22 protein-coding genes are annotated in these 23970 nt (G+C 67.9%); 16 read left to right on the forward strand and 6 right to left on the reverse strand.

Features of this window, described 5'->3' with window-relative positions; genetic code table 11:
- Positions 1-7: 7 nt before the first annotated feature.
- Positions 8-1657: a histidine ammonia-lyase gene (gene hutH / locus ACIP6U_RS09670; RefSeq protein ID WP_401714590.1), complete on the reverse strand. Its 1650-nt coding sequence runs from the start codon at positions 1655-1657 to the stop codon at positions 8-10.
- 129 nt (positions 1658-1786) lie between these two features.
- Between hutH and ACIP6U_RS09675 the strand changes: the two genes are divergently transcribed.
- The 6 genes from ACIP6U_RS09675 (at position 1787) to ACIP6U_RS09700 (ending at position 7234) form a co-directional block, all read left to right on the forward strand.
- A complete protein-coding gene (locus ACIP6U_RS09675; protein WP_401714592.1) occupies positions 1787-2992 on the forward strand; it encodes a cytochrome P450 in 1206 nt (401 codons plus the stop codon).
- A 62-nt stretch (positions 2993-3054) separates the two neighbouring features.
- A complete protein-coding gene (locus ACIP6U_RS09680; RefSeq protein WP_401714594.1) occupies positions 3055-3828 on the forward strand; it encodes an IclR family transcriptional regulator in 774 nt (257 codons plus the stop codon).
- 102 nt (positions 3829-3930) lie between these two features.
- On the forward strand, positions 3931-5226 hold the full coding sequence (locus ACIP6U_RS09685; protein ID WP_401714595.1) for an MFS transporter: 1296 nt from the start codon (positions 3931-3933) through the stop codon (positions 5224-5226).
- Between the two features lie 89 nt (positions 5227-5315).
- Positions 5316-6041 carry a hypothetical protein gene (locus ACIP6U_RS09690; protein WP_401714597.1) on the forward strand — a complete coding sequence of 242 codons (726 nt, stop codon included), beginning with the start codon at positions 5316-5318 and terminating at the stop codon, positions 6039-6041.
- A gap of 99 nt (positions 6042-6140) precedes the next feature.
- Positions 6141-6611: a winged helix-turn-helix domain-containing protein gene (locus ACIP6U_RS09695; protein WP_401714599.1), complete on the forward strand. Its 471-nt coding sequence runs from the start codon at positions 6141-6143 to the stop codon at positions 6609-6611.
- 68 nt (positions 6612-6679) lie between these two features.
- On the forward strand, positions 6680-7234 hold the full coding sequence (locus ACIP6U_RS09700) for a transposase (protein WP_401715511.1): 555 nt from the start codon (positions 6680-6682) through the stop codon (positions 7232-7234).
- Here ACIP6U_RS09700 and ACIP6U_RS09705 read toward each other — a convergent pair.
- Together ACIP6U_RS09705 and ACIP6U_RS09710 are read right to left on the reverse strand one after the other, a co-directional pair.
- Complete coding sequence (locus ACIP6U_RS09705) at positions 7231-7659, reverse strand: hypothetical protein (RefSeq protein WP_401714601.1); 429 nt, start codon at positions 7657-7659, stop codon at positions 7231-7233. The genes ACIP6U_RS09700 and ACIP6U_RS09705 overlap by 4 nt on opposite strands.
- Positions 7660-8005: 346 nt before the next feature.
- Positions 8006-8359 carry a MerR family transcriptional regulator gene (locus tag ACIP6U_RS09710; protein ID WP_401714602.1) on the reverse strand — a complete coding sequence of 118 codons (354 nt, stop codon included), beginning with the start codon at positions 8357-8359 and terminating at the stop codon, positions 8006-8008.
- Between the two features lie 121 nt (positions 8360-8480).
- Here ACIP6U_RS09710 and ACIP6U_RS09715 point away from each other — a divergent pair, with 121 nt between their 5' ends.
- The 6 genes from ACIP6U_RS09715 to ACIP6U_RS09740 all read left to right on the forward strand — a co-directional run bounded on the left by ACIP6U_RS09715 (position 8481) and on the right by ACIP6U_RS09740 (position 14844).
- Positions 8481-9050, forward strand: a complete 570-nt coding sequence (locus tag ACIP6U_RS09715) for a TetR/AcrR family transcriptional regulator (protein WP_401714604.1) — start codon at positions 8481-8483, stop codon at positions 9048-9050.
- 182 nt (positions 9051-9232) lie between these two features.
- Positions 9233-9613: a hypothetical protein gene (locus ACIP6U_RS09720; protein WP_401714606.1), complete on the forward strand. Its 381-nt coding sequence runs from the start codon at positions 9233-9235 to the stop codon at positions 9611-9613.
- A 121-nt stretch (positions 9614-9734) separates the two neighbouring features.
- Positions 9735-10811, forward strand: coding sequence for an NADH:flavin oxidoreductase (locus ACIP6U_RS09725; protein WP_401714608.1), 1077 nt, complete (start codon positions 9735-9737; stop codon positions 10809-10811).
- Positions 10812-11045: 234 nt separating this feature from the next.
- Entirely contained in the window at positions 11046-11840 is a 795-nt protein-coding gene (locus ACIP6U_RS09730) for a pyridoxamine 5'-phosphate oxidase family protein (protein WP_401714609.1), read from the forward strand.
- A gap of 212 nt (positions 11841-12052) precedes the next feature.
- Positions 12053-13276: a serine hydrolase domain-containing protein gene (locus ACIP6U_RS09735; protein ID WP_401714611.1), complete on the forward strand. Its 1224-nt coding sequence runs from the start codon at positions 12053-12055 to the stop codon at positions 13274-13276.
- Entirely contained in the window at positions 13273-14844 is a 1572-nt protein-coding gene (locus ACIP6U_RS09740) for an alpha/beta hydrolase (protein WP_401714613.1), read from the forward strand. The genes ACIP6U_RS09735 and ACIP6U_RS09740 overlap by 4 nt, the downstream gene beginning before the upstream one ends.
- Positions 14845-14943: 99 nt before the next feature.
- On the opposite strand, the gene ACIP6U_RS09745 is transcribed toward ACIP6U_RS09740, so the two are convergent.
- A complete protein-coding gene (locus ACIP6U_RS09745; RefSeq protein WP_401714614.1) occupies positions 14944-16188 on the reverse strand; it encodes an MFS transporter in 1245 nt (414 codons plus the stop codon).
- A gap of 680 nt (positions 16189-16868) precedes the next feature.
- On the opposite strand from ACIP6U_RS09745, the gene ACIP6U_RS09750 reads away from it, so the two are divergent.
- The 4 genes from ACIP6U_RS09750 (at position 16869) to ACIP6U_RS09765 (ending at position 19707) form a co-directional block, all read left to right on the forward strand.
- On the forward strand, positions 16869-18137 hold the full coding sequence (locus ACIP6U_RS09750) for an MFS transporter (RefSeq protein ID WP_401714616.1): 1269 nt from the start codon (positions 16869-16871) through the stop codon (positions 18135-18137).
- 114 nt (positions 18138-18251) lie between these two features.
- Entirely contained in the window at positions 18252-18458 is a 207-nt protein-coding gene (locus ACIP6U_RS09755; protein WP_043665140.1) for a hypothetical protein, read from the forward strand.
- Entirely contained in the window at positions 18455-18838 is a 384-nt protein-coding gene (locus ACIP6U_RS09760) for a hypothetical protein (RefSeq protein WP_401714618.1), read from the forward strand. Before ACIP6U_RS09755 ends, ACIP6U_RS09760 begins: the two co-directional genes overlap by 4 nt.
- A gap of 200 nt (positions 18839-19038) precedes the next feature.
- Positions 19039-19707: a hypothetical protein gene (locus ACIP6U_RS09765; RefSeq protein ID WP_401714620.1), complete on the forward strand. Its 669-nt coding sequence runs from the start codon at positions 19039-19041 to the stop codon at positions 19705-19707.
- Positions 19708-19946: 239 nt separating this feature from the next.
- On the opposite strand, the gene ACIP6U_RS09770 is transcribed toward ACIP6U_RS09765, so the two are convergent.
- Together ACIP6U_RS09770 and ACIP6U_RS09775 are read right to left on the reverse strand one after the other, a co-directional pair.
- Positions 19947-20996 (reverse strand): hypothetical protein, encoded by a 1050-nt coding sequence (locus tag ACIP6U_RS09770; protein ID WP_401714622.1) that lies wholly within the window; start codon positions 20994-20996, stop codon positions 19947-19949.
- 111 nt (positions 20997-21107) lie between these two features.
- The gene (locus ACIP6U_RS09775) at positions 21108-23825 is read right to left on the reverse strand and encodes a LuxR C-terminal-related transcriptional regulator (RefSeq protein ID WP_401714624.1); all 2718 of its coding nucleotides are present in this window, start codon (positions 23823-23825) and stop codon (positions 21108-21110) included.
- Between the last annotated feature and the right edge of the window lie 145 nt (positions 23826-23970).

Consider the following 23970-nt stretch of genomic DNA (forward strand, 5'->3'; position numbering starts at 1 on the left):
GAGACGCTCATGCCCGTTCCTCAGCTGTCACCGCGTCGACGACCGCGCCGTCGTGCACCAGCTCGGTCGCCCGGCGGACCCAGGGATAGAGCACGACGTCCTGCTTGAGGTAGGAGAGCGTTCGGCCGTCCGCCGCGCGGTCCGAGCGGACGAGTGCACGGACGGCCCTGGCAGCCGTCGACAAGCCGTACTCGTCCACCTCACCCTGTTTCACACGCAGGTCGAGGGCCTGGGTGGCCATGAGGAGTTCGACGGCGACCACGACCTCGATGTTGGTCACGACCTGCCGAGCATGTCGGCCGGCGTTGTTGGCCATCGACACGTGGTCCTCCTGGTTGGCACACGTCGGGATGGAGTCGACCGAGTCCGGGTGGGCGAGTGTCTTGCAGTCCGACACGAGGGCGGCGCAGAGGTACTGGGGCAGCATGTAGCCGCAGTCCATCCCGACCTGTTCGCTCGGCACGAGCATGTCGGGGAGGCCGCGGTTCAGGGTGCCGTCGTCCAGGCGGAAGAGGCGCCGTTCCGTGATGCTCCCGATCTCGGTCACGACGATGGACAGGAAGTCGGCCGCGAACGCCAGGTACTCGGCGTGGAAGTTGCCCCCGGACACGGCTTTGAGCGGACGGGGCAGACCGGGGAAGACGAGGGGGTTGTCGGTCGCGGCGTTCATCTCGTTCTCGACGATGCCGTGCACAAAGGCAAGGGTGTCCTTGACCGGCCCCAGAACCTGGGGCACACAGCGGAGGGAGTACGCGTCCTGCGGCGGCTGTCTGGTGGGGTTCCGGTCGCGGTCACCGTCCACCAGGTCGGCATCGGCGAGCAACTCGCGCAACCTGGCCGCCACTTCGATCTGCCCGCGCTGGCCGCGCGCCGCGTGCAGCTCGGCGATGAACGCGTCACCGAATCCGCGCAGGGCTTCGATCGTCATGGCCGCCGTGATCTGGTTCGTCGCCAGCAGGTTCTCCGCGTCGTGGAGAGCAAGGGCCACCTGCGCGCAGGAGAACGACGTCCCATTGAGCAGGGCCAGCCCCTCTTTGGCCCCCAGGGCGATGCGATCGATGCCGGCACTCTTCATCGCTTCGACCCCTGTGACGATCTTGCCGCCGAGCCAGGCCTCGCCCGAATCGAGGGGATCGTCGGGGCCGTCACCCGGTTTGGACATCACGATGGCCACGTGGGCCAGCGGGATCAGGTCTCCGGAGGCGCCGAGCGAGCCGTACTCGGGAACGGCCGGGTGGACACCCGCATTGAGCATCTCGACGAGGGTGTTCACCACCACGGGGCGTACCGCGGAGTGGCCGACGAGCAGACTGACCGCCCTGATGAGCATCGCCGCGCGGACGACCTCCTCGTCGACATGGCGGCCGACGCCCACGGTGTTCGACAGGACGAGTCGGCGCGAGAGTTCCGCCGCGTCACTGGGATCGGCGAAGGCCTGCCGGCCCGCGAGCGAGCCGAAGCCGGTGTTGACGGAGTAGATCGGGTCCTGAAGACCGTCCTGTGTCCCGTCGACGACGGACTCCAGCCATTCCCGGCTCGCGGCCAACCGCTGCGCCGCTTCCGGTGAGAGGGCGACCCGGCTGTGACGCCGAGCCACCGCGACGAGTTCGTCGAGGGTGAGAGGTGTGGTCCCGATGTGCACCGTGGAGTCCGTCATGCAGTCATCGTCTTGAAAGGTTCCCGGCACTACAACACCGATTCTCACGCCATGAGAATGCGCATTGTCGTGCCGACCGGTTCGGTCCTACCGTGCGTGTCATCCCAGCGGCTGTTCGAGAGGCATCACATGTCCGGGGAGATCGAGCACAACCTTCCGGTGATGGAAGACGATCCGTACTCTGCCGAGAATCTGGCCGACCCGTATCCCTTGTTCAAACGGATGCGTGACGCGGGCCACGGTGTCTGGCTGGAGAAATACGGAGTACCCGCCTTTACTCGATTCGACATGGTCCGTGAAATCCTCGTCGACCATGCCACGTTTCTGTCCGGTGCCGGGGTCGGACCGCGGAACTATCACCACCAGCCGCCTTGGCGGAAGCCGGGGATCTTGGACTCCGACCCCCCGATGCATACACCCCTGCGTACCGCCATGGCCGATGTCGTCAGCCCGCGGAACATGCGGACGCTGCGAGAGGGATTCCAGACCTTCGCGACCGAACTAGTGGACCGCATCCTCGATGAGCGCGAATTCGACGCGATCACGGAGTTCGCCGAACAATTCCCGTTGAGAGTGTTCGGAGACGCCGTCGGGATCCCCCGAGCCGGGCGCAAGGAGAACCTGCTCGCACACGGCGCGATGAACTTCTCGCAATTCGGCCCCGAAGACGCCCGCTACGAGCAGTACATGGCGGCCGGTGCGCACACCGTCGACTGGGTGACGAACGCCTGCGCGCGGGAGAACCTCACCTCTGACGGCCTCGGTGCCAAGATCTGGGCACACGCCGACGCGGGAGCGATCGAACCGGAAGAGGCCGCGGTACTCGTACGCGCGCTGCTTTCCGCCGGGCTCGACACCACCGCGCTCTCGATCGGCAACACCGCAGGCTGTCTGGCGTCGCGCCCGCAGCAGTGGGCACGACTGCGGGAGAACCCTCGACTGGTCCGGTTCGCCATCGACGAGGCGCTCAGGTTCGAGTCACCGTTCCAGTCCTTCTTCCGCACCACGTCCCGGGCAGTGGATTTCCACGGCGTGCGGCTGGCGGAGGACAGCAAGCTGGTGGTTTTCCCGGGAGCTTCGAACCGCGACGAACGCCGATGGGGTTCCGACGCCGACCAATACGACGTGGAGCGGCAGGCGGGTGGGCATCTGGCATTCGGCATGGGCATTCACCAGTGCGTCGGTCAGCCCATCGCTCGCCTGGAATCGGAGGTCCTGTTCGGCGAGTTGGTCAAGCGGACCGCGTCCATCGAGCCGTCCGGACCACCGGTGCCGTTCCTCCACAACACACTTCGCGGATGGGTATCGCTTCCCTTGCGGGTCGTCCCGGCGTAAAGCAGGCGTCGCCGTCCATCGCAGCAGGCCAGGCCGGGCACCCGGGCTCCTACTATTGCCGTGTGGAGGAGAGAACGGATCAACACCAGAGCTCGTTCAGCCGCGGGCTGGACGTGCTGATCGCGATCACACGCAGCGGTCAGGCCACGATCGCGGAGATCGCGGAGGAACTGGCGATCCCGCAGAGCACCGTCTACCGCTACGTGCGCACGCTTCGCCGATACGCGCTGATCGAGGAAGCACAGGGAGCGTATCTGTCCGGCTGGCGCCTCATGGATCTCGCCGGACAGCATCTCCCCCACACCCGGCTGGTGGAGGTCGGCACGTCGTATCTGCAGGAGCTGACGCGACTCACCTCAGAGACGTCGGTGATCGCCGTCAGAGCCGGCTCACAGGGCCTCTGCCTGAGACAAGTGGTCAGTCCGCATCCAGAGCGACACACCTTCTGCGTCAACCAGCTCCTTCCCCTGCACGCGGGCGCCGGTCAACGTCTCCTCCTCGCCCATGCGCCGAAGCCGATCGTGGAACTCGTCATGACACGCCTGACCTCCTACTCGGCGAACACACCAGGCAGAGAGGAACTGCCCTCGCTGCTGGCCCAGGCACGCAGGACGGGATTCGCCGTGTCCGAGAGCGAGTTCCAGCCCGGCGCGGTGGCCGTCTCGGTCCCCGTCGTCACGCACGGCGAGGTCGCCTGCTCCCTGACTCTCGCGGGACCCACCTCCCGCTGCGCGTCCGAGCGATGGAAGCTCCGCGCACTCCGTCTGCTGCGCACAGCGGCCACGGACCTGGGCCACGACCTCGACCTCGACCTCGACAAGATCTCGGACGACTGACAGCCCAGTCGGACAGTGCCGCACGACGTTCGGGTCTCAGCAACGTGCAACCTTCTCGGGACGTCGCTCTGTGCCCAGTTTGCCTTCACACCAATGTGAAGGTTGCAGCATCTCTTCCCGGCCCGCAATCGCGGTGCTCTGAGACGTCCCAGGTCGCCGTGCTTTCGCCTCGGCGCATCAGAGAGGGAAGAAGAAGTGAACAAAGTCCAGGACACGATCCTCCGAGCGCCACGAAAGGATCGCCTCCCCAAGGAACGCCTCCCCATCGCAGCACTCATGTCGCTCTTCACCGCAGGCTTCATCACCACACTCACCGAGGCCCTGCCCGCGGGGGTACTCCCCCAGATGAGCCATGCACTGGGCGTTTCCGAATCGGTGGCCGGGCAGACCGTGACCATCTACGCCGCCGCCACGATGCTCACAGCGATTCCCGTGGCCATCGCGACGACGAACTGGCCGCGACGGCACCTTCTCGTGGTCGCGCTCATAGGCTTCCTCGTCGCCAACCTGGTCACGGCGATCTCCGTCGACTACATGGTCACGATGGCGGCGAGATTCATCGCGGGCGCAGCGTCCGGCGTGACGTGGAGCCTTCTCGGCGGCTATGCGCAGCGCATCACCCCGGACGCGCTGAAAGGCAGGGCGATGGCTTTCGCTTTCGCGGGCACACCCGTCGCACTCTCCTTGGGTGTTCCCACCGGAGCGTTTCTCGGCCGGGCGGTGGGCTGGCAGGTGACCTTCGGCCTCATGTCGGCGCTGACCGCGCTCCTCATCATCTGGACCATGTGGAAGCTGCCGAACGCCCCCGGCCAGGCGGCCGGCGAGCGGTTGCCCCTCCGCCACCTCTTCCGCATACGAGGTCTGCGCACCATCCTGGTCGTCACGGGCGTCTACGTGCTCGCTCACACCATCCTCTACACGTACATCGCGCCCGTGCTCGCAGGAGTCGGGCTCGCGGACCAAGTGCAGTGGATTCTCCTCGACTTCGGCATCGCCTCGATCCTGAGCATCTGGCTCACCGGTGTGTTCGTGGACCGGCATCACCGGCGCCTGGTCATCCTCAGTACGGTGTTCTTCGCCGCGGCGGCGGTCGCACTGACTCTCTGGTCGGGGAACGCGATCCTCGACTATGTCGCGGTGGCGGCATGGGGACTCGCGTTCGGCGGTGCCGCCACCCTGTTCCAGGGGGCATTGATGGCGGCGTCACGCGAACACGCCGATGCCGCCCAGCCGTTGATGGTCACGATGTGGAACGGCGGAATCGGCCTCGGCGGCCTGCTCGGTGGCATCCTCCTCGCCGGCCTCGGATCCGCCTCGCTCATGATCGTGGTGGCGGCCCTCGTCATCTCCACGGTGATCGTCGTCTCCTTCGCACGCAACCACGCGTTCCCGCGCTGAGCGCTCCGACGGCGTCCGTAGGACGAGCAACTTGAATGTGATGAGCATTCAGCGCAACCAAGATCAACCGATTGAGGACGGTGAGTACGATGGCCACGAATACCGACGTCAACTTCTATTTCGATCCGGTCTGTCCCTTCGCGTGGATGACCAGCAAGTGGATCCGGATCGTCCAGGCGCAGCGGGACTACCACGTCGACTGGCGGTTCATCTCACTACGACTGATCAACTCGCACATCGACTACGACTCCCATTTCCCGGCGGAGTATCTCGCCCAGCACACCGCGGGCCTGCGACTGCTGCGGGTGGCATCAGCGGCCCGGGAGGAGCACGGCCGAGAAGCGATCGGCCCGCTCTACGAGGCTTTCGGCGCCCGCGTCATGGAGACCTGGCCCGACGAAGGCCGCGCCCCCGGCTGGCAGGGCGCGCCCGACCTCGTCGCCGACGCCCTCGCCGAAGCCGGCCTGCCGACTTCTCTCGTCGACGCACTGGACGACACGGCTCGTGATGTCGAGATCCAGGCCGAGTCCGACGAGGCGCTTGCGCTGACGGGCAAGGACGTCGGCACGCCGATCGTGCACTTCGAACCGCCCGAGGGCGTCGCCTTCTTCGGCCCCGTGATCAGCCGGCTGCCCGACGAGGACCAGGCGGGAACTCTGTGGGATCACGTCATCGGCCTCGCCCGGTTCCCCGGCTTCGCCGAACTCAAGCGCAGCCTGCGGGAACGTCCCCAACTGCCCTCGTTCGGCGTCGCGGCACAGGAGGCGGGCAGGACCGAGGACTGGCACGCCGGCAGCCGCAGACTCAAGAAGTAGGTGCGCCCGCCTGTGGTCAAACGACAGAGCCAGAGGTCTTTGACAGTGTGGGTTACGTCTGGTCGTGACGGTTGGCGTCGGCTGCGCTGTGCCGGAGGGGTGAGGTATCCCGATGGTGGTGGGCTGACGGCGGAGGAGCGGGATCGACGTAAGCAAGTCCGGCTCGCGGCGGCTGACTTGATCGAGGCGGGGGCCAGTGACCGGAAGGTGGCGCGGCGGTTCAGGGTGACCCGGATGTCGGCGAACCGCTGGCATCGGGCCCTGGCCTCGGGCGGCCGACAGGCCCTCGTCTCCAAGGGCCCCGGCGGCGCACGCTGCAAGCTCGGCGCGGGTCAACTGCCTGCTCTGGAAACAGTGTTGGATGCCGGGCCGGCCGCGTGCGGATGGAGTGACCAGCGCTGGACGCCGGCCCGCATCGGCGAGGTCGTGCGCCGCCGGTTCGGCGTCCATTACACCCTGGCCGGGCTGGATCTGCTGCTGCACCGCATCGGCTGGAGCGTGCAGAACCCGGCCCGGAAGGCCAGCGAGCGCAGCGAGGCGCAGATCGCTGCCTGGAAGGACGAGCAGTAGCCCGTCATGAAAAGAGGGAGGCGGACCTGGGCGCCTGGCTCTGCCTCGAGGACGAGGCAGGTCAGGGCCTGAGGCCGCCCAAGGGCCACACCTGGGGCCGCCGGGGCTGCACCCCGGTGGTGCGGGTCCCCGCCGCGGGCACCAAACGGGTCTCCATGGCGGCGCTGATCTGTACAAAGGCCGGCCGCCGGCCACGGCTCATCTACCGCATCCACCTGGACCGCGGCCCCGCCAAAGACCGGCGCAAGGGCTTCACCGAGATCGATTACGCCCGCCTGCTCGATGCCGCACACCAGCAGCTCGGCGGCCCGGTTGTCTTGGTCTGGGACAATGTGAACACGCACGCCAGCCGCATGATGCGACGGCTGATCGCAGCCCGGTTATGGCTGAACGTCTGTCAGCTGCCGCCGTACGCGCCGGAGTTCAACCCGGTCGAGGGCGTGTGGTCGCCCCTGAAGAGATCGCTGGCCAACCTCACCACACACAGCCTCGACCAGCTCACCGCACTGATGAAGACGCGACTGAAACGGACGCAGTACCGGCCCCACCTCATCGAGGGACTCATCGCCAAGACCGGACTCGATCTCCAACCACCGCAGCCTGAGCCGTCAAAGATCTTCTAGAGGTCGCCAGGGGGCAGCAGGTGCGGGGCGCGGATGCCGAGGATTCCGAAGACCTCATCCTTCGCCAGGCTGCGCAGTTCCGCCAGGAAGGCGGGGTCCACATGGCCCTCCCTGGCCCAGATCCCGGCGAGGGACTCGGCGCAGCGCTGGGCCAAGTCGCTGCGGAAGTCCCCCGCCCGGATGGCCCGGATCAGGGCCGCCTCGACGAACGGACCGGAGAGGAACTCCAGATCCGATGCCGCGTCGTCCTGGTCGTCCTCGCGCGCCATGGGGTCTTCGATGAGGCGTACAAGCAGAACCGCGCGCTCTTCGTCCGGGATCGACGGATCGCTCCATACCGGGCCCGGCGACGAGACCGCCGCCGCGTCCTCATTCACGATGCGGGGCCGCTCTCTCCTGAACAGCCTGTCCAGCCAAGTCCTCATCTACGACAGATCCTCGATCCCGTCCACGATGCCGATGCCGACCACGCCACCGACGACACCTCCCAAGATCCCGCCAACCGCGGGTCCGACAGTCCGGAGGTCTGCCCCGAAGCGGGAACCGTAACCCGCGCACGCAAGGCCGCCCGCCGTGCTGACACCGTCGTGGAGGCCGCCTGGATCCGCTCGGTGCGGCCACCACATCGTAGACGTGCAAAGCGACGGTCACAGCGATCAACAGCCTGCCGCCGATCTTGGCGGTCGCCTTTCCCAGAGCGATGGCTCCGCGCGGCATCCACAGCCCCTCCAAGGGGATGTGCTCCTTCGTAATCCCAGCCGTTGAAAATCTCTAGTGCTTGGGGAGCCGGTCCAAGTAGTCGTCCATGGCCTGAAGGTTCTTCGAGAGGCAGGCGACACGCTCCGCCATGCGACCGCGCTCCTGTCGTACTCGGCTCACGAAGTCCGGAGCCGGGTACTGGGAGTTCGCCGCCTCGGCCAGGCAGGGCAGCACAGCTCTGATGATCTCGGTCGTGAGGCCGGCATCCAACAGGCTGCGAATCTGCTCGACCCTCGCCACCTGGAACTCCTCGTAGTCGCGATAGCCGTTCTCCTCACGTCGCGGCTGGAGGAGTCCCTGCTCCTCGTAGTAGCGAAGCAGCCGCGAAGAGACGCCCGTCCGCTCTGACAGTTGTTTGATCCTCACCGCAGCTCCCGGTCCGCGATTCGCCTTCTCACCAGTGTCGAGGTCGGCAGCTGCGCCAGCCCTGCGGCGCAGCTGTCGACCGACGCTCCCAATGTTACCGAAAGTTCGGTAACATTGAGGAATGGCGCGTCCCCCCTCCATCGATGAGGCCCAGCTGCTCGACCTCCTTGTACCCGTGTTCCGGGAGAAGGGCTTCGACGGCACCGTGATCGGTGACCTGTCGGCGGCCTCGGGACTGCAGCGGGCGAGCCTCTACCACCGCTTCCCCGCCGGCAAGGAAGAGATCGCCGACACGGTCCTCACCAAGGTCGGTGAGCGCTTCCTGTGGATCCTGGACCCGATGCAGTCGGATTCCGACGTCGCGCGAGGGATCACGGAGACCGCGCGCCGCCTGAACGACTTCTACGGCGCCGGAGCGCTGTCGTGCGTCCTCGACACGATGACGCTCGCGGGAACCCCCCAGAAGGTCCGCGACCACGCCCGCGCCCTCGCCGTGACGTGGATCGACGCGATGACCGACGCCGCTCGGCGCGCCGGCCGGCAGCCCGAAGACGCCGCCCGAGCCGCCAAGGACGCGTTCCTACGCATCGAGGGATCTCTGGTGCTTGCTCGGGTGCTCGGCGACACGGAGCCCTTCACCGAAGCCGTGGGCCTCCTGCCGAGCCTGCTGATGCCCGCGCACCACCCCTAGAGCGCTTCATCTGGATCATCGGATCGCCGGTCCCGCGTACCGCCATTGCCTGATGCCCAGTAGTCGCTGAGCGAGCCGTCGTTGCTTGAGCGAACGGTGCGGTGAGCACTGTCTTGCAAAATTACCGAACGTACGGTAAATATGAAGGTGTTCATCCTGTACGACCTTGAGGAGCACCTCTCATGAGCAGCAAGACCGCAGTCGTAGTGCTGTCCGACCCGTCGACCGGCACCGACGAGGCGCTGGGCCGAGTGTTCGACGCCCTCGCCACGGCCTGGGAGTTCGCGCAGGGCGGCGAGGCCCTGGTGCTCTTCCAGGGCACGGGCACCCGCTGGCCCGCCGTGCTGGCGGACCCGGCCCACCCTGCGCACGAGCTCTACACGGCGGTGAAGAAGCAGGTCGCCACCGTGGCCTCCTCCGGCTGCACCACCGTCTTCGGCGCGAGCAAGGGCATCGAGGACGAAGGGATCAAGCAGATCGGTCAGAACCAGGCCCCCGGCACCCCCGGAGTCGCGAGCATCCGCGAGCTGGTGCAGTCCGGCTACCAGATCCTCACCTTCTGACGCATACGAGCGGGCGGAGATGATCCGCCCGCTCGTCCGGGACGCCTCCCTCCTGAGGAATCGGCGCACGGCACTTATCCCAAGGACTCGGCCCTGGCCGAAGCACCATCAGGAGATCTTCATGGCAGTTACGGAACTGTTCAAACCGCTCACCCTTTCACATGGTCCGGAGATGCGGAATCGCTTCGTTCTGGCACCGCTCACCAACCAGCAAAGTGCGCGCGACGGATCCGCGTCGACATTTGATCTGGATTGGATCGGTCAACTGGCGCAGGGCGACTACGCATTGATCCAGACCTGTGCCGCCACGGTCGAAGCCGGCGGCATAGCGTTCGACCGCCAGTTGGGCATTCACAGCGATTCCCATCTTGCCGGTCTGACCAAGATGGCGGATGTGATCCGCGAAGGCGGGGGCTTGTCCACGGTCCAGTTGCACCACGCCGGCCACCGCGCCCGACGGGAACTGGGAGGAATTCCAGCCCCTGCCTCCGGCTCCACGGTCCCGGGAGTCAAGGCACTGACAACTGAAGAGGTGGAGCTGGTTCGCGACAGCTTCATCGAGGCCGCACAGCGGGCAGAACGGGCAGGGTTCGATGGCGTTTCCGTGCACGGCGCCTTCGGTTGGATCCTGTCGGAGTTCATGTCCCCCTTGCTGAACGACCGCACCGACAAGTACGGGGGCAGCACGGAGAACCGGGCCCGCCTCACCCTTGAGGTGATCGAGGGTATCCGCCGCGCATGCGGTCCTGATTTCCAGATCGGCTGGCGCTTGTCGGTCGAACGCTACGGGTTGCTCCTGGAGGAACTTCGTGACATCACGGCCGAGATACTGGATCGAGAACTGATCGACTACCTCGACCTGGCCCTGTGGGACTCTGCCCAGACCGTTCAAGAAGGAACATTCGCGGGGCAGACCCTGCTCAGCGTTTTCACCGACCTGCCTCGCAAGGGTGTCCGTGTGGGGGCAGCGGGCAAGATCATGAGCGCCCAACGCGCCGGGCAACTCCTGGAAGAGGGATGCGACTTCGTCGTGATTGGCCGGGCAGGAATTCTTCAGCGGGACTTTCCCAGGCAAGTACAGAAAAACCCCCAGTACGAAAGCCCGAAGCTCCCGGTGACAGCGCAGTACCTACGCGCGGGCGGATTGAGCGAGCGTTTCATCAACTACCTCCAGGGATGGCAGACCTTCGTCTACTGAAGACATCCATACCGTCGGAGCGAGTCCCGGCTCCCGGCAGGCGCTTCGCCGTGAGCACTCTTGCGGGATCCCGCCCGCACGGTTCGGCAACGAGTGCAAGTCGCCGACACCACGACATCGTGAGGAGCAGACATGAAGCCGTATCACCGCGGCGAGTTGGCGGTGCAGGAGAAGGCGGGCCTGACAGAAAGAGCCAGAGCGGTCTCCGCCGCCTTCATGACGGAGATACCCGACGTGGCCGAAGCCTTCCTGGCCAGGCAGCCGATGCTGGTCGTAGGCGCGGCCGACGAGCGTGGGGAGCTCTGGTCCACCCTCCTGACGGGAGATCCGGGTTTCATCACCGTCAGCGGCCCTTCCTCCTTGACCGTCGCGGCTTCGCTCTCGGCCGGCGATCCTTTGTTCCGCACGCTCTCCGAACCGACTCATGTCGGCATGATCGCCCTGGACCCGGGCATGCGGCGGCGGATCCGTATGAACGGCACGGCGCACCCCGTCCAGGGCGGTCTGGAGATCGAACTCGATCAGGTCTACGCAAACTGTCCGAAGCACATCCAGAAGAGGGTGCCGGAGTGGCACTCGGTCACCCCCGACGGTCCGGTCGAAGGCACTGCGCTCACCGATGAGGACATCGCGCTCGTCAACAGAACGGACACCTTCTTCATCGCCACGGCGGACCTGGACGGCAACGCCGATGCCTCCCATCGCGGAGGCAACCCGGGGTTCCTCAGAGCGATGGGTGCCCGTCGTCTGCGCTGGCCCGACTACGTGGGCAATTCGATGTTCAACACGCTCGGGAACCTCGAAGTCAATTCCCGCGCTGGGTTGTTGATCCCCGACTGGGCCACAGGGACCGTTCTGCATCTGACGGGGACGGCAGCTGTGGACTGGAATCCCGGCCACGCGGCCGCTCTGCCGGGAGCACAGCGCGTCGTGGACTTCACCGTCGAGCGACTCGTCCGGATCACCAATGGCTCTCCGCTGCGTTGGGATGCTCCCGAGTTCTCCCGCTTCAACCCGCCGACCGCGTAAGCAACCCAAAGCAGCACCGGGCAAGCCGTCACCGGCTTCGAAGTGAGCCAGGCGGCCACCGCTCAGAACATGGTGTTGCCGTTCTGAATCAGCGCCGCTTCTTCTCCCTTCCCTGGTGCATGCCCCCTGCTCCGTACTGTGGCTGCCCCCACCTGCGGATCGCCTGCCTGCCTGAGTGACCCCGTCACGGCTGATGCCTAGCGTTGTGGCGCATGGCACCCTCCCTCTTAACCTCGGCGCTGGGCAGACGCACCGGCGTGGCAGTCCTGTTGGCGGCCGTCGTCGTGCCCGTCGCTCCGGCTGCCGCACAGCCGCCCGAGGCTCGACAGCACGCCATCTGCGGACCGCACGACGAACTGCGAAAGGCCCTGCGCACACTCACCGAACGCGACCGGATCACCGGTGCCGCGGTCCTGGTCACCGAAGGCAACGCGCGCGCCTCCTGCGGGAGTTGGACCGAGACCGCGGGGACGGCCGACCTGCGCACGGGCCGCCCCATGAACGCCACCGACCGGCTGCGCGCCGGCAGCATCACCAAGACGTTCACCGCGACGGTCGTTCTCCAGCTCGCGGCCGAGAACCTGCTCTCACTCGACGCTCCCGTCGACCGCTACCTGCCCGGTCTGATCCGGCGCAACGGCTACGACGGTCGTCGCATCACCGTGCGGGAACTCCTGCGGCACACCAGCGGGTTGCCCGACTACCTCGACGCGCCCGAGTGGGAGCATCCCGAACGCCTTCGGTACCGCCACTTCGAGCCGCGCGAGCTTGTGGCCCGCGCCCTCGATCTGCCGCGCCCGCAGGGCAAGTGGCACTACGCCACCACCAATTACCTCCTCGCGGGCATGATCATCCGGGAGGTCACCGGTCATTCTCCGGAGACGGAGATCACCCGTCGTGTGATCCAGCCCCTCGGGTTGCACGACACGTACTGGCCCGGGGACGCCCCATCCATCCACGGGCCGCACTCGCGCAGCTACTTCACCGACGAGGACGGCCGTCTCGTCGACGGCACCGCCTGGAACACGACCTTCGGCGGGGTCGGCGGCGCGCTGGTCTCCTCACCCGCCGACCTGACCCGCTTCATCACGGCGCTTCTCCACGGTCATCTGCTGCCCGCGGACCAACTGGCCGACATGCGGCGGACGGTGGCCGCCGACCCCGACCGGCTCTGGCCCGGCGCTCGTTACGGCCTCGGCGTCATCGCCTCTCCGCTGCGCTGCGGCGGCCTGTGGTGGGGACACGCGGGGACCGTGCCGGGAGGCCATCGGGCGCTCACCGCGGTCGGGTCCGGCGGGCGGAGTGTCGCCGTCGCGCTCAATCAGGTGCCGGACACGCTCCAGGCCGAACAGGACTTCCAGGAAGTGGTCCAGGCCGCCCTCTGTGAAGGGCGGCCTTCCGCAGGACGACAGCCGACAGAAGGGGAACATCAGTGATCCGCCCAGCCCGCTCGCCGCAGTGCGCTTCGAGGACGACGAGAAGGACCGCTTGGGGACTGGCCGCCGCCGCGCTCGCCCTCCCCCTGCTGCCCGTCACGGCCCTCCCGGCCCAGGCAGCCGACTCCGACTCCCTCGCCCGCTACCACCACCAGCGCCTCGACTGGAAGAGCTGCCTGCTCGGCCCGCAGGACACGACCGGAAAGGAGCTGGAGCAGGCGGGCGCCCAATGCGCCGATGTGACCGTGCCGTTGGACTACGGCGACCCCGGTGGCCGTACGATCACCGTCGCGATCTCCCGGATCCGTGCCACCGACACGGCCCACCGCGTCGGCCCGCTGCTGCTGAACGGCGGCGGCCCCGGCGGGCAGACGCTCGGTGACCCGCCGTGGGTACGCGGGGCGATGAAGGACGTCGGCGCACGGTACGACGTGGTGGGCGTGGATCCCCGCTTCGTCGGCCGCAGCACCCCGCTGGACTGCCACTGGCCGACCGGCTCCGCGTTGCGGGGCGCCGGCGTCGACCGGGCCGGGTTCGACCGCGTGACGGCTTTCTCGGAGGACCTCGCCCAGCGCTGCCGACAAAACGCGGGCGACGTGCTGCCGTACGTCACCACCCGCAACACCGCGCGCGACATGGACGTCATCCGCGCGGCGCTCGGCGAGCGGCGGATCTCCTACCTGGGGTACTCGTACGGCAGTTACCTGGGCCAGGTGTACTCCACGATGTTCCCCGGCCGCACCGACCGGATCGTGCTGGACGGCGTCATCACGCCGGACCGGTACGGTCCGAGGCTGTTGCGGGGCACCGAGAAGGCCAACCGCCACGCGCTGGAGGGATGGGCCTCCTGGGCCGCCGCCCGTGACGCGTCCTACGGCCTGGGCCGCACCCGCAGGGCTGTGCTGGCGGCCGTGGACCGCGTCCAGGCCGCCGCGGCCCGCACGCCGTTGCGGCTGGGCGCCTACCGGGTGGACGAGCACGTGGTGCCCATCATCGTCATCAACGGCCTCTCGCAGGACAACGACGCCGCATACGGGGACTTCGCACAAGGGATACGGGATCTGAGCCGCGCGGCAGGCGGGCACCAGGTCACCCCGTCCCCGTGGCTCGCCGACGCTCTCGCGTTCGTGCTGACCGGGGCCGACTCCCACTACGGCAGCGTCCAGATGGCGATCCTGTGCGGTGACAAGGCCGCACCGCGGGATTCGGAGGTCTACTGGCGCGACATCCAGCGCGCGCGTCTGCTGGACCCGCTGATCGGCCCTGTCACCAACAACCTGAACCCCTGCGCCTTCTGGGACTCACCCCGTGAGCGCCCGACCGCCATCAGGAAGGACCTCCCCGCCCTGCTCGTCAACGCCACCGGAGACCCGCGCACCACCTACGACGGCGCCACAGAGGTGCGCCGGGGGTGGCCGTCCGCCCGCCTGGTCACCCTCAAAGGCGCCGACCAGCACGCGGTGTACGGCGTCTACGGTGCCGCGTGCGTCGATGACACGGTCAACGCCTACCTCGCCACCGGCCGTCTTCCGGCCACGGACGTCACGTGCGCCGCACGCACCCGCTGAACACCGCGCTGAGCCGCTTCAGTTCGGCAAGGTGAGCCACCACGGCGTCGCGGCGCGACGCCCCTCCGGGCGGCCGGCAGGAAACATCTCAACGCCGGGTCAGTGACCGGTGCGGTCGTGGTGTTCCTCTGCCGGCGCCGGCTGGGGGTCAGGCGTGGGGCTCGTCGGTGGTGTGCGGCGGGTGTTGACGGCGGGGGCAAGGAAGATCGCGACGGCTACGAAGGCGAGGACGACGGTCATCGCTGCGCGCAGGCCGTAGCGGTCGCCGAGGAAACCCAGGCCGGGAGGCCCCACCAGGAAGGCGACGTAGCCCATCATCGCGACGAGGCTGACACGTGCGGCCGAGTCGGGCCCGGAGTCACCGGCGGCGGAGAGCGCGAGGGGGAATCCGAGGGACGCGCCCAGTCCCCAGAGGAGGACGGCCGCTCCGGCGACAAGTCCGTTGTCGACGAAGATGACGCCGGAGAGGCCGAGGGCGGCGGAGATCGCGCTGGCGCGGACGACAGGAGTGCGGCCGTACCGGTTGATGAAGAAGCCTCCGCCGAAGCGGCCGATGGTCATGGCGGCGGCGAATCCCGTGTAGACGGCGGATCCGAGGGCGGGGTCCATGTCGTGTCCGTCGACCATGAGCAGGGGCAGCCAGTCATTGGCGGCGCCTTCGGCCAGCGCCATCGTCAGGATGATGCCGCCGATCAGCAGCAGGCGCCGGTCCTTCCAGACCGCCGGACGCCGCGGCCTTTCCGCGGTGCCGGTCTGCTTGGTGGTGGGGGTCTTGCCGACAGCATGGGGGATGGACCGCAGGGCGTAGGCGAACATCACCGCGGTGACGAGGGCGATGGTGCCCAGGTGCCACTGCACGGGGAATCCGACAGCGGTGCACACGATGCCGAGCGAAGCTCCGACCACGGTTCCGAGGCTGAAGAATCCGTGGAGTGTGGGCAGGACCGTTCGGCCGGTGATCTGCTCCACGTCGGCACCGTCGACGTTGACCGCGACCTCGCCGCCGCCCATGCCGGCGCCGAAGAGGAAGAGCCCCGCCATGACGACGGGCGCGGACGACCACCACGCTCCGCAGCCGATCACCACCATGCTGAGAATGACGAGCGCGGTCCCCACAGCCATGACCGGCCGGGTCCCGAACTTCGCCACCAGCGTGCCGGAGCCGAGAACACCGAGCATGGAGCCGACCGAGAGGGCGAACAGGACGATGCCCATCTGCGCGGTCGAGGCGCCCAGTTGGTCTCTGATGTCGGGTGTTCGTGTCACCCAGGAGGAGATCGACAGACCCGGCACGAGGAAGAAGAGGAACAACGCCGTGCGGCGGCGACGTATGGCCAGGTCCATCACTACAGGTCGATCCAAACGTGCGGCAGCGGAGGACATAGCGAATCGAGGAAAGTACGTACAAACGTACATCTCCGCGTCAGGTGAGGAAAGGGGAGCTTCCACAGACAGGAGCTGCACGTCGAGGCCTTGGTGCGCCTCGCGGATGCGATGCGTCAACCGGCAGCACGCTCGACTCGGTTCCTCTTGCCGGTGCGCTCGCACGGCAGCCTGTCACTGCCCCGGAAGCTCTCCTTTGGGCTGACATGCCACATCTATAAGGAACTTGAACGCGCTCCGCACTTCAGCAGCCGTCACGTCCGTATTGGGAGAGTGGCCACCGGTATCGGCCTGATACAACCGCATATCTTGCAGCCAGGCCCTTTTAGGTCGGAGATGGGCATTTCGTTTCCGGCGGAAGACTCCCTCGCCGTATATGCCACGTCGCCCTGAAAGCGGTATAGTCCCGACGTCAAATGCCGGTGATTGCACGCCAGTTGCTCTTCCTTCCCCGAAGTGGAGGCCAGGTCACCTCGCGTGTCGCGTGATGAGCGCAGCTGCAACTCGGTCCTCCGCCGACCGTCTTGGCCAATCCCACGAGAACCTGCCACAGCCTGGTCTCTTTCCCCCCACGCTTTCCCCGCAAGTGACCCGGATCTCTCCTCGTCTCCGACCCATCTCGTCGAAAGCCTCCCTCTTTCGTGGCCATCACCGTGCGCGAGAATCTGCCTGCAGGTCGGCATGCCGCCGTTCCGCCAGGCAGTCTCTTTCGGCGCATCTATGCTCCACGCGCGGGTGACGCGCTGGCGTTTTCCATGGCGACGTACGCCATGCCCCTATTGGTCCTCACCATTACCGGTTCGCCGTCCTTGACGGGCCTGGCGTTCGCGTTGGAGTGGACTCCGCGGATCGTGGCGTTCGTCCCCGCCGGCCGTGCCGTGGACCGCCGGGGCGCGGCGATCGTCTGCTTCATCGCTTCTCTCGCCCGCGCCATGGTGGTGGCAGGCGCGGCGGTCGCGGTGCTCATGCTGCCGCAGGGCACGGAGGAGACCGCGGTCGTGCTGAGTCTGGCGGCCGTCACCGGCACACTCTCCCAGTTCGGTTTCGTCGCCAATGAAGCCGTCGGTGCGATCGTCACCCGGCGGGACAAAGCGCGGCCTCATGGCATCCAGGCGGTCCTCGTCGGCATCGACCAGACGGCCGCGGTCGTCGGTCCGCTGATCGCCGGTTTCCTGCTCCTGGCGGGGCCGGGATGGATGCTCGGGTGCCTGAGTGCGCTGTCCTTGGTGGCCGCCGTACTCGGTCTGCAGACTCCCCCGACCCCGTTGCGCGCCGCACGTACCGACGCCGCGGGAAGCAACAGTGCGCTGCGCCTGGGCCTCAATACTCTGCTGACGCTTCCCGTCCTGGGCTGGCTGGTGGCCGGGCTGGCCTGTTCCAACCTCGCCCTCGGGCTGCTCCAGTCGGCCAGTCCTGTGATCGTGGTGGAGACCTTCGGGCGTTCTTCCGCCGATGTCGGCGCCATGTGGTCGGCCGCCGCCGTGGCGACCCTGCTGGCGATCACGTGCTGCCGTCTGGCGGTGAGCCGCATCGACCTCTGGGGAGTGGGCATGGTGTCGGCGACGCTCGCCTCCGCCGCGTGTCTCGCCCTTGCCGAGGCTCCGTCCTTCGCCTCCTACACCGTCCTCATAGCGATCTTCATGGCGGGCGACGGCGGCCTCACGGTCGTGCTGCGCACGGTGCGTTCGCTGATCATCCCTGTCACCGCGCTCGGTGCCACTCTCTCCTTGACGATGCTGCTCCTTCTGCTGCCCTTCCCCGTGGCGGGCATCCTCGTGGCGCTCACCCCGCCGCCGCACCTCGGCAACGTCATCCTGGTCTGCGCTCTCGTACAGGCCGTCGCTCTGGCCGTCATCTTCGTAAGGCTCCGCAGAGAACCCACCCTGCGCTTGGTCGCCGGCAGACAGTGAGGAACACGCAATCGCCCGACAACGGGAGTCGGTCGGCGCCGCCCAGCCGTTCTCCGTGTCGGATCACGTGACGTCCGGTACCGCACTCGGTACCGGGTGCGGTACCTTGCGTTCATGCCCGCACTCAACGTGGAATTCACCGAAGACGAGATGGCCCGGCTCCGCGAACGGGCGGCGCTCACGGGTCGGAGTCTGAAGCAGCACGTCCACGACGTGACCGTGCAGGAGGCGGATCGGCTCGCCTTCGTGGAGGGGGCGGTCGAGGAAGCCGCCCGGGTGCTTCCCGGTGTCGTGGCCCGCTTCCCCGAGGGACAGCGGTGAGCCCGATCATCCGTGTCGATGTCGGCTGGGTCCTGCAGATCCAGTCGGCGATCTCCCCGCTCAACGTGCCCATCGCCGACTGGGGCGCACTTGGGTTCATGGCCGACCGGCACACGTTCGAGCGGGAGCGCGGGGTTCTGTACTACGAAGAGGTCGCCTCCCGAGCCGCCACCTTCCTGCACACCGCGTTGCTGCTGCGCCCCTTCACCGACTACAACCTGGTCATCGGCTGGGCCTGCGCCAGCCAGTACATGCACGTCTCCGGTCAGCCCCTCCAGGCCAAGGACGACGATCTGTACGAACTCGCCCAGGCGGTCCGTGGACAGCAAGCCGATCTGCGCGCCGTCGCGCAGCGGTTGGAGTCCTGGCGCGGCGAGTGACACAGGGGGACGGGAACGGTGGCCTTCCCACAGGAGCCCCGACCTGTTCTCTCCTGTCTCCGATCCTCACATGTCACCGCAGACTCACCAGGTCAGACGGCATCCGACCCGGCCCCGGGATCTGCGTTCCCCGCTCTTCCGAAGGCACGCTCCGTGCCCCATAGTGGCCCCAACGGAAGCCGGACTTGGGGGGATATTTCGTGATCAAGCAGGCGTACGTTCAAGCCGACGACCCGACCACACCGACCGTCAAGGACATCAGGGACCGGATCTCGAAGGCGGTGGATGCGACGACGGGCACCGCCCTCGAACGCCTCCAGTGCTGGCTGCAGATGCCGGCCGATTCCACGTTCGCGAAGATGCTGGACAGCGACTGCCAGGTGCGCGCCAAGAGGGTAGGCGGTCTCCTGAGCGCCGGGAAAGACGGGCTGTACGAGCCCAGCGACCTCTCGGTGACGATCGGCGTCCCGGCCAAGTGGACCGCCGTCGACAAGGCCGTCAAGGCCGACCGTGCCGTGTACGTCAACGGTTCGACGGGACACGTGGGCGGGGCGCAGAGCAAGTTCAACAACGAGCGCAACGCCGGATTCCATGTGATCGTCTTCCTGGCCGTCGGGCAGGAGACCGATGGAAGCGGCTACTACCTGGGCTTCGACCCGGACATCAGTGCCACGACGGAGTCTCGGACGGCGTGGGAGGCGTTGGTCGCCGGCGTCACCGAGACCAAGCCGCAGGACTTCACTGCCGCGAAGAGCCTGGAGGTCGTCAAGACGATGATGCTCGGCAGCGCGGAGGGCGGCTTCGGCCGGCTGGTCCGCAAGTACTACGTCGACACGACCAAGGCCTTCCCCAAGATCATTCGCGCCTGAGCACGCGGCTGCGACTCGCCTTCACGTGCGGGTGAGATGACGGGGATCGATGCCGACGGCGGATGGGCCGTCCACGGCGGACGGCCCATCCTGTACCGCGTCGATGGCTGACGCGGATCGAGCCGGGCTGGTTGTCAGGAGCGGCCGCGGTGGGACGGGCGTCCCTTGGCGGTCATCTCATCCGGGTAGATCAGGGGCCGGCTCGTGGACGGGGCGGTTCTGCTGTGTCCCGGCTGCCGTCACTTGTACATCCGCCAGTCGTAGACCAACTGGTAACTGCCGCCGTGGCCGGTGTACTTCACGGTGTGCTCCGGGCTGTCCGGCTTTCCGGTCCAGCGGCTGGTCAGCGACGGGATGACAGCGCTGACGGTGACCGGCAGGAACAGTTCGTCGCCCCACGTGCTCTTGAGGTACTCGAAGATCTCAGTGACCGCCCAGCCCACGGCGATCCCGATGACGATCCCGATGGGGCCGCCGGGGGAACCGATCGCTCCCCCGATGGCAGCCGCTATCGCGGCGACCACCTCGGTCTTGACCTTGGCGAGCAGCTCGTTGAGGAAATCGTCGAAGCCACCCCAGTCCTCCTCCGCCAGTGCCAGGGTGACGAAGTAGGACTTCGGGAACTGCACCGTGCCCTCGGTCAGGCTGAAGAACGTGAACTGCCGAGGCGGTGTGTACTTCTGCACGTCACCGGTGCGGAAGCTGCGCACCCGGAACGCGGGGACCTTCTTGGTGTCGCCGCTCTCGTCGACGCTGACGCCGGCCGCATCGATCTCGTCCGCGCCCAGCTCACTCGTGTCGTCGAGACACGTCACCTGCTGGATCCGCAGTTCCAGCTTCGTCAACTGCTCCGCGGCCGCCTCCTGCACACGCTGCGGGGCACTGATCGCCGGGCTCTTGCGCAGTTCGCCGGCGGGGAACTTCAGCCCGTCCGGGAAGGGCAGCGCGCGGACCTGGGCCTCGACCGGGGTCGGGGACCGCAGATCGACCTTGGTGAGGTCACCGAGCCGCTTCGATCGAGCCGCCGCGTTCCCGAGGTCGGCCACGACTCGTGCCGCGGCCTCCTTCTGGTGGCCTGCGGGGAGTTGGGCGAACCTCCTGGCCAGGAGGTGCTCCGTGGCGGAACCGTCGGTGGGCATCGGGAACTTCACGGGTCCGCCGTGGTGTGCCGCGACCTTGTCCGCGGCAAGTTGGAACTCCCGTACCACGCGCTCGGTCACGGCCTGGACCTTGGCGTCGGGAATGCCGGTGACGACGGCTTCTGTGTTGTCGGTTGTGTTGTCTGGCATTTCTTTGCTCTCCCCCGAGTTCGGACTGCCTCCGCGGGTGTTCCCCGAAGGCTCCACCGACGCTAGGCGGCAGCCGGCGCACGGGCACCGGGGAGTGACCCGGGGTGCTCCCTAGTCCTGTTCGGCCGCGAGTCGGGGGGCGAGGTGGTGGCGCGAGTCGATCCCGAACTTCTGGTAGATGCGGCCGAGGTGGTACTCGACGGTCTTGACGCTGATGACGAGTTCGCGCGCGACCTGGCGGTTGGTGAGCCCGGACGCCGCTCTGCGGGCCACCGCCAGTTCCTGCGCGGTGAGGACACTCTCCTGGCGGGTCGTGGGCTCGCCGGACTCCAGACCGCAGGCCGCCAATTCCCTTGCGCAGCGGTCCAGGTCGGGCCTGGCGTCCAGTCGCAGGAGGATCTCTTCGGCGGCTCGGAGCTGTTCGCCCGCCCTGGTGCGTTTGTTGGTGCGGCGCAGGAACTGGCCGTGGGCAAGGTGCAGTTGCGCGCGTTCGAAGGGCTCCTGGGCATGTTCGGCATGACGGTGTGCGGCCTGGAAGGTGTTCTCGGCGCCGGCGGCGTCGCCTCGGGCGGCCTGCAGGGTCGCGCGGCTGCGGGCGGCGAGCGCCTGAGCGCCGTGATGTGCACGCTCGGCGGCCAACTCCTCGTAGGGGCCCAGAGTTTCCTCGGCGCGTTCGTGTTCGCCCAGCGTGGTCCACGCGTCGGCGAGGACATCCGGCCAGGGCATCATGCCCGGTTCCTCGAACCTGCCCCGCCTGCCGAGGGTGAGCAGGGGTCCGAGGGCGGTGACAACGGCTTCGGGCTCGCCGCGAGCACGGGCCAGATGGGCCGCGGCGACAGCCGCCTGCACCGTGGGATAGGGGTGGCCGGAGGTCGCGTACTCCCTGGTGATCTGTGCGTGATGGGCGGCTTCGGTCCATTGGCCGCGGGCGGACCGGGCCAGCGCGAGGATCGTGTGGCAGGTGAAGGCGACATGCGGCTGATCGGTGTCGACGGCCAGGGACAGCGCGAAGTCGCAGTGGTCCGTCGAGTCGTCCCAGCGGCCCGCCCGGAACTCGTACCAGGCCAGTACGGTCGCGGCGACCACGCGGAACAACGCCGAGCGCGTGTGACAGGCCCCCAGCACTCCGCTCAGGTCCCTTATCGCGCCCGCCAGATCACCGGTGTGCCCGCGCAGCGTGCCCCGCCCCAGCAGCTCTTCCAGTTCCTCGGGCGAGGCGAGGGCGGGATCGGGCAGTGGCCGCAGCACCGCGAGTTCCGCCGCGGCCCGCCCGCTCATGGCCCTGCCGCTGATCGCCAGATAGCGGACCATGTCGATGGCGGTGGATTCGGGGGCGAGCCGCAGCGCCAGCCGTGCCCACTCGGCCTCGTCCGCGCCTCGCAGCATGCTGCCGTACAGCCCGGCGAGCTGGCCGGCGATCCGTGCGCCGAGCTCCCGCTCGGTGCCGGGGTCGCAACGTCGCCAGGCATCGTGGAGCAGCGCCTCGGAGCGGTCCACGTCGGACAGGGTGAGGCGGCCCAGGAGGTAGCTGCGCCACGCGCTGTGGGCGAACTCCTGGACCTGCTGGGCCGCTTGGGCGGTGTCGGGCACCTCGCCGGCGAGCAGCCGGCATTCGACCGCCTCCAGGGTGAGCTGTTCGTACGCTGCCCGGTCGGGGCTCAGCCCGGCAGCGGTGGAGAGTTGCACGGCGGCCGTCGACCAGGCTCTCTCGGCGGCGAGCCGACGGCCGAGCGCGGCGAGGTCGGCTGCCAGCGCAGAGTCGGTGCCGGTCGCCGCGCAGGCGCGGTGTCGCAGGGCCAGGGACTCCTCGCCGGTGAGGTCTGCGGCGCGCAGGTGCAGGGCGGCGCGCCGGACGGGGCCGAGCTGATGGTAGACCGCGGCATGCACGAGCGGGTGCGGGAAGGAGACCGAGGTGTCCCCCGCACGTTCGGTCAACAGGCCCACCGAGACGGCTTCTTCGAGAGCGGGCAACGGGTCGTCCTGGCCCGCGAGCAGCGCGGCCGCGTCGAGCGGGCCGCGGACGCCGAGCACGCTCGCCGCGCACACCAGGTCGCCGGTCGCGGACGTGCAGCCGGTGAGCCTGGCGAGGACCAGTTCGGTGAAGGACTTCGGGGCGGGCAACGTGCGGTCGGCGTGCTCCAGTTCGTCGAGCAGGCCGGGGTCCGCCTGCTCCAACAGCGCCTGTACGTGCAGTGGGTTGCCGGCGGTGTGCGCGTGCAGCCGCGCCGCCGCACGGGCCGACAGCCTTCCTGCTCCCAATCGGTGCTGCAACAGGCGCAGTTCGGCCACGGTCAGGCCTTCGAGTCTGATCCGTACCGTGTCCGCCGCCGTCCACTGTCGACGCAGCCCCACCGGCAGTGACACGTCATGGATGTCCCGTACCACCACGACCGCGACCACGCGGTCGGCACGCAGTCTGCGCACCGCGAAGGTCAGTGCCAGCAACGAGGGATGGTCGGCCCACTGCGCGTCGTCGACCACGACGGCCACCACTCCCCCGCCGGGGTCCTGGGCCTCGTCCATGACGTCGATCAGTCCGGCGCCCGCCGCCGACGGATCCACCGATCCGCCGTGCGACGGCACACCTGATGTGCCCGCCAGCAACTGGTCCAGCACCGCGAACTCAAGACCGGACTCGGCCTCGGCCCCTTCCGCGTACAGCACACGCTGTACGCCCCCGAGGTCCAGGAACCGTCGCACGAGGGCCGTCTTGCCGAAGCCCGCCCCGCCCTCCACCAACACCCGTTGCGGAACGCCCGACCGCGCCCGCTCCAGGGCTCTCTCCAGCAGCGCGAGGGACTCGCCTCTCCCCACAAAGGGAGCATCCACGCCGCACCTCCCCGTCGACTCCCCACGCATCGTCGCGAGGAACCGGCGCACCGTCCATGGCAAGGTGCCCTGTGATACCGGCCGGTTCAGAAGTCGCAGGGCTTCACGGTGGTCCGGTTCAGCACGTCGGCCTTGTGCAGACGTA

This window comes from Streptomyces sp. NPDC088794, assembly GCF_044750545.1.
In the GTDB taxonomy this organism is placed as follows: Bacteria; Actinomycetota; Actinomycetes; order Streptomycetales; family Streptomycetaceae; genus Streptomyces.

Excerpts from the sequence above, each read along its gene's own strand:
- hutH (WP_401714590.1), bottom strand. The coding sequence starts at position 1,657 with ATGACGGACTCCACGGTGCACATCGGGACCACACCTCTCACCCTCGAC.
- ACIP6U_RS09675 (WP_401714592.1), top strand. The coding sequence starts at position 1,787 with ATGTCCGGGGAGATCGAGCACAACCTTCCGGTGATGGAAGACGATCCG.
- ACIP6U_RS09690 (WP_401714597.1), top strand. The coding sequence starts at position 5,316 with ATGGCCACGAATACCGACGTCAACTTCTATTTCGATCCGGTCTGTCCC.
- ACIP6U_RS09705 (WP_401714601.1), bottom strand. The coding sequence starts at position 7,659 with ATGAGGACTTGGCTGGACAGGCTGTTCAGGAGAGAGCGGCCCCGCATC.
- ACIP6U_RS09715 (WP_401714604.1), top strand. The coding sequence starts at position 8,481 with ATGGCGCGTCCCCCCTCCATCGATGAGGCCCAGCTGCTCGACCTCCTT.
- ACIP6U_RS09720 (WP_401714606.1), top strand. The coding sequence starts at position 9,233 with ATGAGCAGCAAGACCGCAGTCGTAGTGCTGTCCGACCCGTCGACCGGC.
- ACIP6U_RS09725 (WP_401714608.1), top strand. The coding sequence starts at position 9,735 with ATGGCAGTTACGGAACTGTTCAAACCGCTCACCCTTTCACATGGTCCG.
- ACIP6U_RS09735 (WP_401714611.1), top strand. The coding sequence starts at position 12,053 with ATGGCACCCTCCCTCTTAACCTCGGCGCTGGGCAGACGCACCGGCGTG.
- ACIP6U_RS09745 (WP_401714614.1), bottom strand. The coding sequence starts at position 16,188 with ATGGACCTGGCCATACGTCGCCGCCGCACGGCGTTGTTCCTCTTCTTC.
- ACIP6U_RS09755 (WP_043665140.1), top strand. The coding sequence starts at position 18,252 with ATGCCCGCACTCAACGTGGAATTCACCGAAGACGAGATGGCCCGGCTC.
- ACIP6U_RS09770 (WP_401714622.1), bottom strand. The coding sequence starts at position 20,996 with ATGCCAGACAACACAACCGACAACACAGAAGCCGTCGTCACCGGCATT.